Source organism: Aeromicrobium sp. EU05-FHT14F07 (assembly GCF_058790455.1).
Window position 1 is genome coordinate 183,880 of record NZ_JBYTCR010000003.1, and the last position, 16,689, is coordinate 200,568.

11 protein-coding genes are annotated in these 16,689 nt (G+C 74.7%); 2 read left to right on the plus strand and 9 right to left on the minus strand.

Annotation, left to right across the window (positions count from 1 at the left end; genetic code table 11):
• Nucleotides 1-89: 89 nt before the first annotated feature.
• From AC3WRM_RS04730 to AC3WRM_RS04750, 5 genes are all read right to left on the minus strand, one after another.
• Nucleotides 90-1,061: an aminoglycoside phosphotransferase family protein gene (locus AC3WRM_RS04730; RefSeq protein WP_492247393.1), complete on the minus strand. Its 972-nt coding sequence runs from the start codon at nucleotides 1,059-1,061 to the stop codon at nucleotides 90-92.
• Nucleotides 1,058-2,665: a metallophosphoesterase family protein gene (locus tag AC3WRM_RS04735; RefSeq protein WP_492247392.1), complete on the minus strand. Its 1,608-nt coding sequence runs from the start codon at nucleotides 2,663-2,665 to the stop codon at nucleotides 1,058-1,060. The genes AC3WRM_RS04730 and AC3WRM_RS04735 overlap by 4 nt, the downstream gene beginning before the upstream one ends.
• A 133-nt stretch (nucleotides 2,666-2,798) precedes the next feature.
• Complete coding sequence (locus AC3WRM_RS04740; RefSeq protein WP_492247391.1) at nucleotides 2,799-4,904, minus strand: HelD family protein; 2,106 nt, start codon at nucleotides 4,902-4,904, stop codon at nucleotides 2,799-2,801.
• A 155-nt stretch (nucleotides 4,905-5,059) separates the two neighbouring features.
• The gene (locus AC3WRM_RS04745; protein ID WP_492247390.1) at nucleotides 5,060-9,412 is read right to left on the minus strand and encodes a carboxypeptidase regulatory-like domain-containing protein; all 4,353 of its coding nucleotides are present in this window, start codon (nucleotides 9,410-9,412) and stop codon (nucleotides 5,060-5,062) included.
• A gap of 89 nt (nucleotides 9,413-9,501) precedes the next feature.
• Nucleotides 9,502-10,455 (minus strand): alpha/beta hydrolase family protein, encoded by a 954-nt coding sequence (locus AC3WRM_RS04750; RefSeq protein WP_492247389.1) that lies wholly within the window; start codon nucleotides 10,453-10,455, stop codon nucleotides 9,502-9,504.
• Here AC3WRM_RS04750 and AC3WRM_RS04755 point away from each other — a divergent pair.
• Together AC3WRM_RS04755 and AC3WRM_RS04760 are read left to right on the plus strand one after the other, a co-directional pair.
• Entirely contained in the window at nucleotides 10,447-11,214 is a 768-nt protein-coding gene (locus AC3WRM_RS04755; protein ID WP_492247388.1) for a fumarylacetoacetate hydrolase family protein, read from the plus strand. The two genes, AC3WRM_RS04750 and AC3WRM_RS04755, sit on opposite strands and share 9 nt — an antisense overlap.
• On the plus strand, nucleotides 11,211-11,864 hold the full coding sequence (locus AC3WRM_RS04760; RefSeq protein WP_492247387.1) for a TetR/AcrR family transcriptional regulator: 654 nt from the start codon (nucleotides 11,211-11,213) through the stop codon (nucleotides 11,862-11,864). Before AC3WRM_RS04755 ends, AC3WRM_RS04760 begins: the two co-directional genes overlap by 4 nt.
• A gap of 7 nt (nucleotides 11,865-11,871) precedes the next feature.
• Here the strand turns inward: AC3WRM_RS04760 and AC3WRM_RS04765 are convergent, their stop codons facing one another.
• The 4 genes from AC3WRM_RS04765 to AC3WRM_RS04780 form a co-directional block, all read right to left on the minus strand.
• Nucleotides 11,872-12,492, minus strand: a complete 621-nt coding sequence (locus AC3WRM_RS04765) for a DUF4232 domain-containing protein (protein WP_492247386.1) — start codon at nucleotides 12,490-12,492, stop codon at nucleotides 11,872-11,874.
• Nucleotides 12,493-12,582: 90 nt separating this feature from the next.
• Complete coding sequence (locus tag AC3WRM_RS04770) at nucleotides 12,583-13,329, minus strand: enoyl-CoA hydratase-related protein (protein WP_492247385.1); 747 nt, start codon at nucleotides 13,327-13,329, stop codon at nucleotides 12,583-12,585.
• Between the two features lie 59 nt (nucleotides 13,330-13,388).
• On the minus strand, nucleotides 13,389-14,552 hold the full coding sequence (locus AC3WRM_RS04775) for an acyl-CoA dehydrogenase family protein (RefSeq protein WP_492247384.1): 1,164 nt from the start codon (nucleotides 14,550-14,552) through the stop codon (nucleotides 13,389-13,391).
• Entirely contained in the window at nucleotides 14,549-16,498 is a 1,950-nt protein-coding gene (locus AC3WRM_RS04780; RefSeq protein WP_492247383.1) for an acetyl/propionyl/methylcrotonyl-CoA carboxylase subunit alpha, read from the minus strand. The genes AC3WRM_RS04775 and AC3WRM_RS04780 overlap by 4 nt, the downstream gene beginning before the upstream one ends.
• Nucleotides 16,499-16,689 lie beyond the last annotated feature (191 nt).

The window sequence follows — 16,689 nt, forward strand, 5'->3', positions numbered from 1 at the left end:
TCGCCGCGACCCCCGACGCTAGGTGTGACCGCCACCACGTGGCACCCGTCACGCCCGAGGCTTTACACAGGCTTTGCACTCCACCGCCGTCAGTCCTGCACGGCCTTCGCGACCGTCACGCAGCGCGTGGCCCACGCGCGGTCGGCGGCGTCGAGCGAGCGACCCGCCTCCTGGGCGTCCTGCAGGGTCCAGAGGGCGTTCAGCATCATCCGCACGACCACCCAGTCGCGCACCCGGTGCTCGTCGAGGCCCGCGACGTCGACCACGGTGTGGAAGCGACGCCGTACCGCGAACCGCACGTCACGCGCCGACGTCACCTCCTCCCACCGGTTCCAGAGCAGCGGCGCGGGCTCGTAGCAGGGATCGCCGCTGATCCCCTTCGGGTCGATCACCAGCCAGGGGGACCTCTCCGCCGCCCACGGCCCGGCACTCCCGCCGGGCTCCTGCCCGTGGTCGCGACGGCTGGCGAGCACGTTGGCGTCGTGCAGGTCGGCGTGGATCGTCAGGCCGTCGGTGCTCGGGTCGCTCGCGAACGCGCGGCCGAGCGACACGGCCTGCTGCACGAGACGGCGCGGGGCCGGCACCGCGTCCTGCGCCGCGGCCAGCTGCTCGGTCCACCGGCCTACGAGCGACGACAGCGGCACCAGACGTCGCGGGGCGCCGACGTGGAGGGTCGCGTACAGCCCGGCCACCACCTCACAGGCCTCGAGCGCGGGCAGCGACGACAGCGCCGTGGGCCCCGCGCGCTCGAGCAGCAGCGCCCCGCGGGCCGGGTCGGCCCGCAGCATCCGCACGGCCCCGCGGCCGTCCCACGTGGCCAGCGTCAGGTGCTCGTGGCGGGACTCCTCGTCGACGAACCCCACCTTCAGCACTGCCTCGACGCCGCGGTCGGTGAGCACCGGCAGCACCAGCGCGACCTCGCCGTGCATCGGGCCGCCCGCGACCCGGAGCGCCCACGCGTCGAGGAGGTCGTCGACCGTGCGCGGCAGTGCGTCCACGAACGCGGCCCAGCGCGGACCGCGCTCCGCGAACGCCGCGACCGCGGCCGGCACCTCGATCACGGCTGGACGGGCGCCTCGGGGTCCTGCTCCTCCGCGGTCGGGTCCTCCGTGGGGTCCGGGTCGGCGGGCGACGGAGACGAGGTCAGCGGCAGCTCGGTGTAGTCGCCGACGTCGATGACGCCGGCGGGCGTGAACGTGACCACCTGCAGGCCGACCGGTGCGCCGTCGGCGTCGAAGGTGACGATCGTGACCTGTGCGTCGCGGCGCAGGCTGCTGCCGAGGGCGATCGGCAGGACCGCGCCACCGGTGGTGCCGGTCGTGAGCCGGGTGGTGGAGCTGCCGTCGGGACCGGCGATCGCGCGCGGGCCGACCTGGTAGTGCAGGTGCCCCGTGAGCACGAGGTCGACGCAGCCGCTGGCCGCGACCTTGCGTCCCGACGCCCACGAGTGGACGGCGAGCACGCCGACCCGGTCGCCGCGCTCGTCGGCCTCGCAGGCGACCTTCGTGAGCGCCTCGTCCTGGTCGTCCAGGGCGGTGTCGCGGGTCTTCGCGTCCTCGGTGTAGCCGGTGAGGGTCGTCCCGCGCGGGTCGGTGTCGCCGAGGAAGCGCACCCCACCGACCTCGACGGGATCGCCGTCCAGCACGGTGAACCCGGCCTTCTCCTGGTCCTTGGTCGTGCGCCGGGAGTCGTGGTTGCCGCCGATGGAGACGACGTCGAAGCCCTTGAAGGCGCGGGCGAGGGAGTTGATGCTGAAGGTCTCCCAGGCACCGCCCTGCGACGTGTCGTCGCCGAGGTCGATGAGCAGGCGGGCCTGCGCCCGGTCGGCGATGTTGCGGGCGACCGGGTCCATGCCGATGTTGTCGTGCCGGTCGGTGACCACGAGCGCCGTCGTCTCGCCGTCCTGGGGCTCGCGCACGCGCACCTGCGTCGCCTGCTCCTCGAGGGCGCCGTAGAAGCTCACGGAGTCGCGGTAGAGGTACAGCGCACCCTCCACGAGGGCCCGGCTGCTCGTGGTGGCGCTGCCCTGGGCCAGCTGCAGCCGGTCGAGCACCGGGTCGGCCGGCAGCTCGGGGAACACCTCGCGGGCCGAGGTCCAGGTCTGGGCCGGAGCGGCGTCCTGACGCTCGGGCAGGCTGACCAGCACCAGCGCACCGACCACCACGACGACGGTGGCGACGCCCCCGGCCACCTGCCCGCGCGAGGGCTGCACCATCTCGCGGCGGATCCGCCGTCGACGGTCGGCACCGACCGCGCGCCAGCCGAGGACGAGCACCGTGACGGTGAGGACCCCGACGCCCAGCCCCCGCAGCGCCGCCTCGGCCGCCATGTCGGTGACCGCGGCCGTCACCTCGCGCACCTCGCCGCTCGGCTGGGCGGCGATGGCGGCGTCGCGCTGCAGCAGCTCCTCCAGCCCGACGGCGTCGGAGTCGCCGAGCCGGACGTTCACGCCGACGCCCAGCGGCGCGTCGACCGGGACGCGGACCTCCGGCAGCAACGGTCCGAAGTCGATCGTCGCGTGACCGTCGACCTGCGGGCTGACGACCGCCTGGTGCGCGCCGATCGTCAGGTGCCGCTCGCTGTGCAGGAACGTCGACGTCGCCACCGGCAGTCCCGTGAGGACGGCGGCGGCGAGCAGGACGAGGCCGACCGCTATCTTGCGCACCCGTCCACCCTAGAACCCTCCGCTCAGCCCGACGTCCCCGCGTTCTGTGGACTTCACGACGGTTTCTCGCGCAGGAACCGTCGACAACTCCACAGAACGCGGGGAGGGCTCGGGGGGGTGGGGTTGGGTGGGGTCAGGAGACGCGGGAGAGCCAGGTCTGGGTGGTGCCGACGGTGGTGAGGAGCTGGGTGGCCCGCGTGAGCACGACGTAGAACGTCCGCCAGCCCGCCTCGGACTCCGCGACGATCGCGTCGGGCTCGACCACGACCACCGCGTCGAACTCCAGCCCCTTGGTGTCGAGCCCGTCGAGCACCCGCAGGCGGTCGTGGGCGCGGAGCCGGTCGGCCAGGCGGTCGCGCAGGCGCGGGAGGTCGGCGCGGGCGGCGACGACCGCGACGGTGCCCTCGACCCGCTCCAGCACGGTGTCGGCCTCGGCCGCGACGGCGTCGAGCAGGGCGGCGTCGGCGACCCACTCGTGCCGCGGCGCCTCTCCGGTGCGGCGCACGGCCTCCGCGAGGTCGGCCCCCGGGATCGCGACCTGGGCGACGTCGGCCGCGAGGTCGTAGATCTCGGCGGAGTTGCGGTAGTTGGTCGAGAGCCGGAACCGGTGCTCGACCTTGCCCTCCAGCGCGGCGACCCGGGCCTGCTCAGCCTCCTCGGCGTGCGGCCACGACGACTGCGCGAGGTCGCCGACGATGGTCCAGCTGGCGTAGCGACCGCGCCGGCCGAGCATGCGCCACTGCATCGGTGAGAGGTCCTGCGCCTCGTCGACCAGCACGTGCGCGTACCCGTCGTCGTCGATGCTGGTGGTGGAGCGCAGCTCGTCCTCGACCTCGCGCTCGCGTCGCTCGAAGCTCATCAGCTGACGCGGGACGTCGTCGTCGCGCTCGTCGTCGGGCGGCACCTCCCCCAGCAGGTAGCGCAGCTCGTCGATGAGGGGGACGTCCTCGATGGCGGGCACGCCCGACGACCACGACGTCACCATGGCGTCGAGCTCCTCGCGCGAGAACGCACCGTTGGCGAGCTCGCCGATCCGCTTGGGCAGGGTGCGCCAGAGCTCGACGGCGTCGACCGGCGGCCACCAGGCCTCGACGAAGTCGAGGTAGCGGTGGTCGGTGGTGAGCTCGTCGAGGAAGCCCTCCTCGCCCTTCTCGAGGGCCCGCTCGCCCGACACCTGCTGCCACAGCGCCCGCGCCACGGCGGCCGGGGCCTTCGGGTAGGCCCGGTTGCGGGGCAGGTTCGAGAGCAGCCCACGGCGCAGGCCGGCGAGCTTCTTGGCGTCGAGGACGAGCACGTCGTCCTTGTAGAAGTAGCGGAACGACGTCGGCTCACCCGGCTGCGGCGAGGTGGCCAGCCGGCGGAGCACGGGCAGCATGCGCGACGAGCCCTTGGCCGCGGCGGCGACCGGCTCGTCGTGCTCGCGCGCGCCGACCCCGTCGACGACCTCGCCGAGGGAGCGCAGCGTCACCGCGGTCTCGCCGAGGCTCGGCAGCACCCGCTCGATGTAGCTCATGAACACCGAGGAGGGGCCGACGACGAGCACGCCGCCGGACTCGAAGCGTCGGCGGTCGGTGTACAGCAGGTAGGCCGCGCGGTGCAGGGCCACGACGGTCTTGCCCGTGCCCGGGCCGCCGCCGATGATCGTCGCACCGCGGCTGGGTGCCCGGATGGCCTCGTCCTGCTCCTTCTGGATCGTGGCGACCACGGAGTGCATGGTGCTGTCGCGCGCCCGCGAGAGGCTCGCGAGCAGGGCGCCCTCGCCGACGACGACCATGTCGTCGGGGGCGTTCTCGGCGTCGAGCAGGTCGTCCTCGACGCCGACGACGGTCTTGCCCGAGCTGCGCAGCACGCGGCGTCGCACGACGCCGGTGGGGTCCTGGGCGGTGGCCTGGTAGAACAGCGCGGCCGCGGGCGCCCGCCAGTCGACGAGGAGGATCTCGCGGTCGGCGTCGCGGACGCCGATCCGGCCGATGTAGCGGGCCTCGCCGCCCAGCAGGTCGAGGCGGCCGAACACGAGCCCGTCGTGCGCGGCGTTGAGCGCCGACAGCCGGCGGGTCGCCTGGAAGACCATCGCGTCGCGCTCGACCAGACCGCCCTCGTTGCCGACGTGCCCGCGGGCGAAGCCCTCGGTGACGAGCGACTGCGCCACCTTCGTCGACTCGTCGAGGCGACCGTAGACGACGTCGACGTACGCCTGCTCCGCCGCGATCTCTGCGGCGGCCTGTTGCTCGGAGGACACGCCTCTCCTCGGCTCTCGTGGGTCGTTCTGCGAACTCCCGATGATACCCGCCGCCCCACGACGAAATCCGCACCGGGCCAGCGCCCGTGGGACGCCCGTCCCGTCGCCCAGCGCACGGTTCGGTCAGCGCACGGTTCGGTCAGTGCACGGTTCGGTCAGCGCACGGTGACGCGGCGCGAGGTCGAGCGGGCCTCGACCTTCGCGTCGCCCAGGTAGTCGACCGTGTAGGTGCGGGCGCCCTTGGCCTGCCGGGTGACGGTGACGACGGCGCGCCGCGTGCCGCGGTAGGTGGTCAGGGTCGCGCTGCGCAGGGTGCGCGACCCGAGACGCACGCGCACGGTCCCGGTCGGGGTGGCACCTGCGGCTCGCACGACGACCGTGAACGTCGCGCTCCCACGGCCGCCGGTGCTGGTCACGGCCAGGGCGGGCTGTGCCTTGACCGTCCGCGACGCCGACGGGCGCGACGCCGTGGCGTGCCCGGCTCGGGTGGCGGTCACCCGGACCGTCAGGGGGCGGCCGAGGTCGGCGGTGCCCGCACGGTAGGTCGGCGCCGTCGCCCCGGCGACGGCCCGGCCGGACCGCAGCCACTGGTACGCGAAGGACGTCACGCCGGTCGTGGGGTCGCCGGCGTCCCAGGTGCCCGGCGAGGCGGTCAGGGTCGAGCCGGGGCGGGCGGTCCCGCTGATGCTCGGCGCGGTGCGGGCGGTCAGGGCGGCGGGCGCGACCGTCCGCGCGGCCGACACCGTCGTGACGGCCTCCTGCCCGTCGACCCGTCCGACCACCTGGAGCGCCACGGTGCTGCCGACGTCGTCGAGACGCAGGCGGTAGGTGGTGCCCGTGGCGCCGACGACGGGTCGCCCGTCGCGCAGCCACTGCCGCGACGTCGAGCCGGGGGTGCGGCTCCAGACCGGGTCGGTGCTGCCGAGGGTCGCGCCCGTCGTCGCGTCGCCGGTGAGCACGGGCGGCGCGGTGGCGGTGAGCGGCGGGTCGGTCACGGTGCGTGGCTGCGACACGACGGTGAGCGACGTGTAGCCGGGCGCCGAGGCGGTCACCCGCAGCGCGAGCAGGTGCCCGACGTCGGCTGCGGTGGGGACGTGGTCGCTGCCGGTGGCCCCCTCCACGGCGACACCGTCGCGCAACCACTGGCGGGTGAGCGTCACGTCGGCGGGCGACCACGTGCCGCTCGACGCGGTGGTGCGGGTGCCGACCACCGGGTCGCTCGTGAGGACGGGCGGCGCGGTCGACGTGAGCGTCCCGGGAGCGACCGTCGCGGTCGCGCTGACGGCCAGGGCGGAGCGGTACCCCGCGCGCGAGGCGACCACCCGCACCGAGACCGAGCGTCCGACGTCGGCGGCGCCCGGCACGTAGCTGCGGCCCGTGGCGCCGGTGACGGGCGTGCCGTCGCGCAGCCACTGGAAGGCCACGTCGGTGGCGGCGGGCGTCCAGGTACCGGGGTCAGCGGTGAGCGTGCCGCCGACGACGGCCCGTCCCGTGACGGTCGGCCCGCCGACCGCGCGCAGCGCGCCGAGCTCGGAGCCGACGACGACGTCGGCTCCCGGCGTGAGCGATCCCGCGAGGACCTCGACGTCCGCCGCCGACGAGAACGCGGTGCCGCCCCCGTGGTGCGTCGTGCGGAACGGCTCCTGCCGCTCGACGACCCTCACCCGGTAGCGGCCCGGCGGCAGCTCGACCTGGTACGTGCCGTAGCCGGGGGTCGTGCGCTCCTGCTCGACCCAGCGCCCGGCCTCCGGGTCGAGGCGCAGGAACACGGCCTCCAGCTCCGGCGGCGGTGCGTCCGCGAGCGCCGCGGCGTCGCTGATGCTGCCCGTGATCCCCGTGGCGGCGGGCAGCGTGGCGTCGACGCCGGCGACGTCGGCCGACGCCACCCGCACCGCACGCGCGGAGCCGACGTCGGGGCCGCCCGCGAAGGTCGTCGCGTAGCCGAGCGGGAGGCCGTGGAAGCCGACGCGGTAGACGCCCGGCGACACCGCGAGCACGTACCGGCCGTCCGCGCCGGAGACCGCCCGCCCGACCACGACCGCCGTGTCGTCACGGGGGTCGTAGCGCCAGGCACGCACCTCCACGCCGGCGGCCGGGCGGGCGTCGGGCCCGACGAGCCGACCCGTCACGGCCCGCTGGTCCGCGAGCGTCACCGTGCGGGTGGTGCTGCCCGAGGTGAGCGCGAGGGAGGAGAGGGTCCAGCGGACCTCGTCGCCGAGCACCACCTCGACCGTGTACGTGCCGGCCGGCGCGGCGAGCCCGTAGGCGCCCGCGTCGTCGGTGGTGGTCTCGGCCACGACGTCGCCCCCGGCACCCGTGGCGTCGAGCGGTCGGACGAGGCGGACCACCGCGTCGCCCACCCCGGCGCCGGACGACGTCTGCACCCGGCCGACGAGCCGCGGGTTCGCCGCGAGGGTGACGTCGCGTCCCGTGAGGGTGGCACCGTCGGCCACGACCACCCGCGTCGCCGCCGCCCACGTGCTGGCACTGGCGAGGTACTCGCCGCGGTGGTCGCCCGACGGGTCCTCGAACGCGAGCACGTACCGCCCCGCGTCGACCTGCACCTCGTAGCGGCCGGCGGCGTCGGTGCGCGCCGAGGTGACCGGCACGAGGTCGTCGCTGCCACCCTGCAGGACGCGGACCTCGACGCCTGCCAACGGTCCGGACGGACCCCGCACGGTGCCCTGCACGCGGGCGCTGACGGCGTCGAGCCGGACGTCGCGGGTGACGAGCGACCCGGCGACGACGACGGACGGCGCGGCGGCGACCGTCGCGGCGCCCGGACCGAAGGTGCCGCGGTGACGGTCCGCCGAGAAGCCCAGCCGGTAGGTGCCGTCCGGCAGCAGCAGCCGGTACCGGCCGTCGGCCGCCGTGGTGGTCTCGTCGAGGACGACCCACTCGCCGTCGTGCAGCACCGAGGCGGTGACGCGGGCGTCGGCCAGGGCGGCACCCGTCCCGCCGGTGACGGTGCCGCGCACCCCGGAGCGCGACCGGGCCGCCAGGACGGTGTCGCGCCCGACCACGTCGGCGTCGGCGACGGTGACCGTGCGCGCCGTCGCGAGCGAGGCGGCGTCGTCCCAGAACTCGCCCGCGAGGTCGTCGGTGCCCTCGACCTGCAGGCGGTAGTCGCCCGGGACGACGGGGGCGGACCAGCGGCCGGACGCGTCGGTGGAGACCCGGTCGGCGACCACCCAGCGGGTCTGGCCCGCGACGACGCGCGGCGCGTGCACGACGACGTCGGTGCGCACCGGCGACCCGTCCGGCCCCGTGACCCGGCCCCGGATCGCGAGGGCGGGCGCGAGGTCGACGGTGCCGACGTCGCCGCCGCGCTGCCCGACGAGGAGCGGGTCGTCGACCACGCTCCGCGTCCAGGTGCGGAAGCCCCGGGCACGGACCTCGACCCCGTAGGCGCCCGGGGCGAGCGGCACGCCGAACGCGCCGTCGGGACCGGTCCGGTCGCGCGCGACCTCGTCGCCGGCCGCGTCGAGCGCGACGACGTCGGCGTCCTCGACCGGCTCGCCCGAGCCGTCCCGCACCAGGCCGCGGGCCGTGGGCAGCACGGCGAGGTCGGCGTCGAGGACGACGGGCGCCGAGACGAGGTCGACCGGTGTCGCGTCGGAGCGGCGGGTCTGGTCGGCCCAGAACTCGGGCCGGTGGCGGGCGTCGCCCGCGAACCGGAAGCTGTACCGGCCCGCCGACAGGCGCACCGACCAGCGACCCTGGGCGTCACCGGTGACGGTCTCCTGCTCGGTCCACAGGCCCGTGGCGGCGTCGCGGGCGAGCACGGTGACCTCGGGGCGGCGCACGGCCGCGCCCCCGGCCGTCACCCGACCCGACGCGACGGGCAGCGGGGTGAGCGTGACGTCGCGTCCGGGAACGTCGGAGCTGGTGACGGTGATCGGGTCGGAGGCCGCGAGGCTCGCGCGGTCGTTCCAGTACTCGACCACGTGGTCGGGGCTCTCGAACGCGAACCGGTAGCTGCCCGACGGGAGCGGCACGGCCCACGTGCCGTCGGCGGCGGTCGTGACCGTGCGGACGGAGTCGGTCTCGTGGGCACTCGCGTAGGCGCGCACCTCGGCACCGGCGACGGGCTCGGCGCCGGAGCGGACGGTGCCCGAGACGACGGGGTAGGGCGCGAGGCGTGCCGTGACACCGGTGCGGCCCGACGTGCCGACGGCCAGGGCGGTCGAGGCGGCGAGGGTGGTCTGGTCGTCCCAGAACTCCGGCTTCCACCAGCCCTCGGGGTCGACGTACCCGACCGCGTACGTCCCAGGCTCCACCTGCACCGACCAGGCTCCGGTGCTGTCGGTCGTCGCCTCCTGCACGGCGGCACCAGCGCGCGTCGTGACGGCCACCTCGATGCCCGACAGACCGGCACCGGACGTGCCGACGACGCTCCCGGACAACGCCACGGGCGCGGCGTGCGCGGGCGCGACGCCGAGCAGCGTGGCCAGCACCGAGACGACGAGCAGCACGCAGCCGCGCGCCACAGCGCGTGAAGCACCCATGCGATCTCCCTTTTCGCACCAGGCGGACGAGCCTCCAGCATGAGCGGTCGGCGGCCCTGGCGCAGCGAAATCGCGAAGGTGGTGGTGCGTCAGTCGGCGACGACCGGAACCGGCGCGTCGTCGGACGGAGCCAGGTGCCGCACGAGCCACTGCTGCGACGCGTCGAGCCAGTCGCGGTAGTGGCCCATCGCGCAGTGGTCGTCGTCCGGGTAGAGCAGGAGCGTCGCGCCTGGCGCCTGCGCCGCGAGGTCGACCGAGTCCTGGGTGCTGAGCAGCGTGTCGTGGTCGCCGTTGACGACCAGCAGCGGGACGCGGGCGTCGCCGTAGCGGCGGCGCAACGACAGCGCCCGGAGCCGGTGGCTCATGGTGAGCAGGGCACGCGAGCCGGTCACGGCCTTGAGCGCCTCGAGGATCACCTGCGGGAGTCCCACGGCGTTGCCGGGCAGGAAGGTGCGGTGGGTCGGCGCGCCGCAGGCGACCGCGCACGTGAGCCGCGGCTCCGCGGCCGCGAGCCGCGCCGCCCAGTAGCCCCCGAAGCTGACCCCGACGACGCCGAGCCGCGAGCCGTCCACGCGCGGGTCGCGGACGAGGTGGTCGACGACGGCGCGGTACACGTCCTCCGAGGCCGGCGACATGGGCTGCCCGTAGGCGTAGCTGCCCGGCATCTCCATCACGAACGTGGCGAGCCCGCTGTGGCGGTAGCGCAGCAGCGGCAGGAGCAGCTCCTGCACCGTGCCCTCGAGGCCGTTCGTCACGAGCACCACCGGCCGCGGACCCCCGTCGGTCGGGGTGACGAGGTAGCCCCGCACCACGTCACCGTCCACCGGCACGTCGAGCGGACGCACGTCGACGCCGAGGTGCGGCGTCACGACGGGGACGAGCGCGTCGAACAGGCGACGGCTGCGCCAGTACGCGCGCATCCGGCCCGGGGTGTGCCCCGGGAACGCCGCCACCTGCTCGAGGGTGACGGCCTTGACCCAGGCGTCGAGCGCGGTGGACGCGTCGAGCACCTCCGGCCCGCGGGCGCCGACTCTGTGCCGCACGATTCTGGCGCGCTCCTGCCGTTCCAGCCGCTCTCCTTCCGCGACTTCATGCTCTTCGAGCAGCACACCGTCGACGCCTCGCGCGGGCTCGTCAAGCGCTTCCACCCCGCGCAGTACCGCGCCGCGCGCACGGTGGAGATCCTGACCCGCCGGCCGTTCCCGGCGTTCCGCCCGCACCGCCTGCTGCAGGAGCAGCCGATCTACTACCTGGGCAACCACCTGACCTTCGTGCCCAGCGGCACCGACGTCCGGCCGCCGTCGTACTCGCGGGCGCTCGACTACGAGCTCGAGCTGGGCTTCGTGCTCGCGCGTCCGCTGCTCGACGCGACGCCGGAGGAGGCGACCGCCGCGATCGGCGGCTTCGTGCTGGTCAACGACCTCAGCGCCCGCGACGTCCAGCGTCGGGAGATGGCCAGCGGGTTCGGGCCGCAGAAGTCCAAGCACTTCGCCAGCTCGATGTCGGACGTGCTCGTGACCGCCGACGAGGTCCTCCCCCACGTCGACGCGCTGCGCGGACGGGTGGTCGTCAACGGCGAGGTGGTCGCGGAGGTGTCGACCGCCGGGATGCGCTGGAGCCTCGGCGAGGTCCTCGCGCACGCCTCACGCAGCGAGCGGCTGCTGCCCGGTGAGCTGTTCGCGACGGGCACGCTGCCCGGTGGCAGCGGCATGGAGACGGGTCGCTGGATCGGTCCCGGCGACGAGCTCGAGCTCGTCCTCGACGGGGTGGGGCGCGTCGTGCACCGCGTGCTCCCGTCGTGACCCGCGCGCCGGAGACGTCCGCCCCGCAGACCTCGCGCCGTCGACCGCGGCAGGAGCTGCGCGAGAGCCTGCTCGACGTGGCCGAGCGGGCGTTCGCGCGTGCCGGGTACGCGGGCGTCGGGGTCCGCGAGATCACCCGCGACGCCGGCGTCCGCACCGCCACCGTCAGCGAGGTCTTCGGTGGCAAGCGCGAGCTGTTCCGTGCCGTGCTGCTGCGCCGGGTCGAGCCCCTGAACGCCGAGCGTCGCACCCGGCTGGCCGGGGCGACGTCGCTGGAGGACGTCGTCCGGGCGTTCACCGAGCCGATGCTCGACCAGGCGGGGCGGCCCGGGTGGGCGGACTACTTCCGGTTCGTCGCACAGCTGTCGGTGTCGGGCCTGCCGGAACAGGTGCTCGTGGCCGAGGAGTACAACGCGATCGCGGCGACGTTCGTCGGTCGGCTGCAGGCCCTCTACCCCGGTGCCCGCCCCGTGGCCGTGCTCGACGCCTACCTGCTCCTGGTGTCCTCGAGCCTCCAGCTCTTCTCCGGGCCCGGACGGTTCGAGTACCTCACCGAGGGGACGCCGAGCGCGCCCGACCTCGCGACGCGGCACGCCTGGCTCGTGACGTTCGTGGTCGGCGGCGTCGACGCCCTGCTGCGGGAGGGGTGACCGGGCGTCAGCCCCGGCGCACGACCGGGCGGACGGTGAGCTGCTGCGCCGAGGTCTGCGCGCACGCCTTCGTCGGCAGCGGGACGAACACCGCGTCGCGCTGGTTGGGCGGGTAGACGCGCAGGCCTCGCACCGACGTCATCGTGCACGGGGCGAAGTTCCCGGCCTCGGCCACCTGCAGCAACGCCTCCGCGCTCGCGCCGGGCGCGAGGGACACGACGGCCGGGGTGCCCTGACGAGCCGCGGGTGCACCCACCTGTCGCCCCTGCGAGCCGGTGACGAAGGAGACCCCCGGCCAGCCGGTCATCAGGCAGGTCGTGCCGCCGGTGTTGCGCAGCAGCACGTCGTCGAACGTGCTGCCGGCCGCAGCACCGTTCGGGTCGGGACGCACGGTCACGTCCAGGTCGGCGGTGGCGCACGTGGGGCGCGACGCCGCGGAGGGGGTCGACGAGGACGAGGAGGTCGGGGTGGTCGGGGTCGGGCTGGACGTCCCGGTGCTGGCCGACCCGGTGGTGGAGGACGGGGAGGGGCGCCCGGACCCGGCGGACGGGTCGGAGGCGTCGTGGGAGGCGCAACCAGCCGTCAGCAGGAGCAGCGCCCCGGCGACGACGAGGGACAGGGTCTTCATGCTCTCGACGCTACGACCGGTCTGGCGTCGGCCCCAGGCCCGTGACCGGACTCTTCGCGTCTTCTTCCTCTTCGGTCGCCGCCGCAGCGGTCACCGCTTCCGCTGGAGGAAGGCGGTCATCGCCTCGCGCGCCTCGTCGCTGCCGAAGAGCCGCGCCGACTGTGCAGCCACGTCGTCGCCGAGGGCGTCGATCCGGGCCACGAGGTCGTGGTTGAGCAGACGCTTCGTCTCCCGCAGGCCCTGCGGGTAGCCCTGCACGAGGTCGGCGAGCACGGCCGCCACCGCGTCCGCCAGCTCGGCGTCGGGCACGGCACGGGTGACGAGTCCGGCGGCCTGCGCCTCGCGGGCGTCGAACTGACGGCCGGTGAGGAACAGCTCGGCCGCGGCCCGGTCGGTGAACCGCTCGAGCAGCGTGAGGGAGATGACGGCCGGCGCCAGCGCGAGCCGTACCTCCGTGAGCGCGAAGGTGACCGACTCCGCCGCGACGACCACGTCGGCGGCGCCCACGATGCCGAGCCCTCCCGCGCGCACCGGGCCGGCCAGCTCGACCACGACCGGTGTCCCGGCGGTCGCGATCTGCCGCTGCAGGGCCACGATGGCCCGCGCCCCCTCCTCCATCCCGCCGCCGGCGGCCTCGGACAGGTCGGCGCCGGAGCAGAACACCCGGTGCGCCGAGCGCACCAGGATCGCCCGGACGTCGGCGTCGGCGTCGGCCTGCGCGAGCCGGTCGGCCAGCTCGGTCACCAGCTGACGACTCAGCGCGTTGCGGTTGTGCTCGCTGTCGAGCGTCACCGTCGCGACCCCGTCGGCGACCTCCAGGTGCACCAGCTCTGCCATGACCACTCCTCTGCTCTCGTCGTCGCCCGAGATTCCCAGGTCGACCTGGGAATCCTTCCTCAGTAGGACTTCGGCAGGCCCAGCGAGAACTGGGCGACGAAGTTCAGTGCCATCTCCTTGGACACCGGAGCGATGTTGCTCAGGCGCGACGACGCGACGGCCTGCACCAGACCGTACTCGAGCGCCAGGCCGTTGCCGCCGTGCGTCTGGATGGCCTGGTCGACGGCCTTCGCCGCCGCCTCGCCGGCCGCGACCTTGGCCATGTTGGCGGCCTCACCGGCACCCATGAGGTCGCCGGCGGCGTAGAGCGCGGCGGCCTTCTGGGTGAGCAGGCGGGCCATCTCGACGTCGATGTGCAGGCGGGCGAGGGGGTGGCTGATCGCCTGGTGGGCACCGATCGGCTTGCCCCAGACCTCGCGCTCCTTGGCGTAGGCGACGGCCTTGCGGATCGCCCAGCGTGCCGTGCCGGTCGCCATCGACGCAGCCATGATGCGCTCGGGGTTGAGACCCGCGAACAGCTGCTCCAGACCGGCGTCCTCGTGGCCGACGAGCGCGTCGGCGGGCACGCGCACGTCGTCGAAGAACAGCGTGAACTGCTTCTCCGGGCTCACGACGCCCATCTCGATCTGCTGCTTCGTGAACCCGTCGGCATCGGTGGGCACCATGAACAGCGCCGGCTTCAGCTTGCCGCTCCGGGCGTCGGAGTAGCGCGCCACCACCAGCAGGTGGCTGGCCTCGTCGACGCCGGAGATGTAGGTCTTGGTGCCGTTGAGCACCCAGCTGCCGTCCTCGGCCCTCTCGGCGTGCGTGACGATGTTGTGGGAGTTGGAGCCGGCGTCGGGCTCGGTGATGGAGAAGGCGTACGTGGCGGTGCCGTCGGCCAGGCCGGGCAGCCAGCGCTCCTTCTGCTCCTGCGTGCCGTACTGCGCGATGGTGGTGCCGACGATCGCCGGGCTCACCACCATGAGCAGCAGCGGGCAGCCGGCCGTGGCCAGCTCCTCGCAGACGGCGGCGAGGTCGCCGATGTCGCCACCTCCACCGCCGAACTCCTCGGGGATGGACACGCCGAGGTAGCCCAGGCGTCCCGCCTCCGCCCACAGCTCGGTGGTCTTGCGTCCCTCGGCGGCCGCCTCGTGGAAGTACTTCTCCCCGTACTTCGCGCCGAGCGACGCGACGGCCTTGCGGAGCTCGCGCCGCTCCTCGGACTCGGTGAACTGGCTCATGCTGGATCCCCTTCGATGACGGCCAGGACGGCCCCGGACTCGACCTGCTGGCCCGCCGTCACGGCGAGCTCCGCGACCACGCCGTCGGTCGGCGCGGTGATGGTGTGCTGCATCTTCATGGCCTCGAGGACGACGACCACGTCGCCCTTCGCCACCTGCTGACCCGCCTCGACGCCGACCTTCACGACGCTGGCCGGCATGGGTGCGAGGAGCGAGCCCTCGGCCACGACGTCGGCGGGGTCGACGAAGGTCGGCACCACGTCGAACGAGAGCGACCCGGCGGGCCCGTCGACGTCGACCGTCGTGTCGGCGACGGTCACCCGGTACGTCTCGGTCACGCCGCCGACCCGGAGCACCACGCCGGTGGGCTCGGCCTCGACCACGTCGGCCAGGTCGCTGCGCAGCCGCCCGCCCTGGGCGCGGTACTCGACCACGAGCTCGTCGTCGTCGAGGCGCAGCCGTCGGGTGCGCGGCTGGCTCGGCACGTTGCGGAACGCGGTCGGGATGCGGGCGAGGACCGGCGACGACGTCGAGGCGGTCCGCGCCTGGGCGAGCGCGGCCGCGAGGGCCGAGCGCTGCACCGCGCCGTCGTCGAGCAGCGGCCGCGTCCAGGTGTCGATCCGCTCGCCGAGCAGTGCGGTGTGCACGCGTCCGGCGAGGAACTCCTCGTCGGCCAGCGCGCCACGGAGCAGCCCGAGGTTCGTGGTCAGGCCGTGCACCCGGGTGCGGCGCAGGGCGTCGTCGAGCCGGCGCACCGCCTGGGCGCGGTCGGTGCCGTGCGCGACGACCTTCGCGATCATCGCGTCGTAGAAGTGCGTGACGGCCGAGCCGGGCTCGACGGCGGAGTCGGTGCGCAGGCCGGGGCCGGCGGGGACCTCGAAGGTGCGCAGGGTGCCGGTCTGCGGTGCGTAGTCGTCGGCCGGGTCCTCGGCGTAGAGGCGCACCTCGATCGCGTGGCCGGTCGGCCCGGCGGGCTGCTCGGTCGGCAGCGGATGCCCCTCGGCCACGGAGAGCTGCAGCGCGACGAGGTCGACGCCGAAGACCTCCTCCGTCACCGGGTGCTCCACCTGCAGGCGCGTGTTCATCTCCAGGAAGTAGACGCGGCCGTCGTCGGCGTGCCCGTCGGCCACGAGGAACTCGACCGTGCCGGCGCCGACGTACCCGACCGCCTCGGCGGCGTCGCGCGCCGCGTCGTGCAGGGTGCGGCGCACGGGGTCGCTCAGGTTCGGCGCGGGCGCCTCCTCGACGACCTTCTGGTGACGGCGCTGCAGCGAGCAGTCGCGGTCGCCCAGGATCCAGGTGGTGCCGTGCGTGTCGGCCAGCACCTGCACCTCCACGTGGCGGGCGGTCGGCAGGTACGGCTCGACGAACACCGTGTCGTCGCCGAACGCCGACGCCGCCTCCGCCGCAGCCGCGGTGAGCTCGCCCTCGAGGTCCTCGGCGCGCTCGACCACGCGCATGCCGCGACCGCCGCCGCCGGCCGACGCCTTGACGAGCAGCGGGAAGTCGTCCGGTCGTGCGCCCCCCTCCAGCAGAGCGGCGGGGTCGACGCTGAGGATCGGCACGCCCGCGGCGGCCATGAGCTCCTTGGCGCGGATCTTGCTGCCCATCGCGTCGATCGACTCGGGCGTCGGGCCGATCCAGGTGAGACCGGCGTCGGCGACGGCGCGCGCGAAGTCGGCGTTCTCGGACAGGAACCCGTAGCCGGGGTGGATCGCGTCGGCGCCCGCGCGCCGGGCCGCGTCGACGACGAGGTCGGCGCGCAGGTAGGTCTCGCCGGGGGCGTTCCCCGCGAGCCGGACGGCGACGTCGGCCTCGGCCACGAACGGCGCGGAGGCGTCGGCGTCGGAGTGGACGGCGACGGTGCGGATGCCGAGGTCGCGGCACGTGCGGAACACCCGCCGCGCGATCTCCCCCCGGTTCGCCACCAGGACGGTGCGGATCATGAGGAGGTCCTTTCGATCGTCAGCGGGAGCGCTGATCCGGCCAGAGTGGTCTCGATACACCCCGAGCACGCTCCTTCGTCGCGGCTCCGCGCTACTCGACCAGCGGCACGGTCCCGCTGGTCGAGTAGGACGACCGGCTGGGGGCACCTCCCGCTTGCGGGGGCCGAAGGAGCTCGGTCGGACGTATCGAG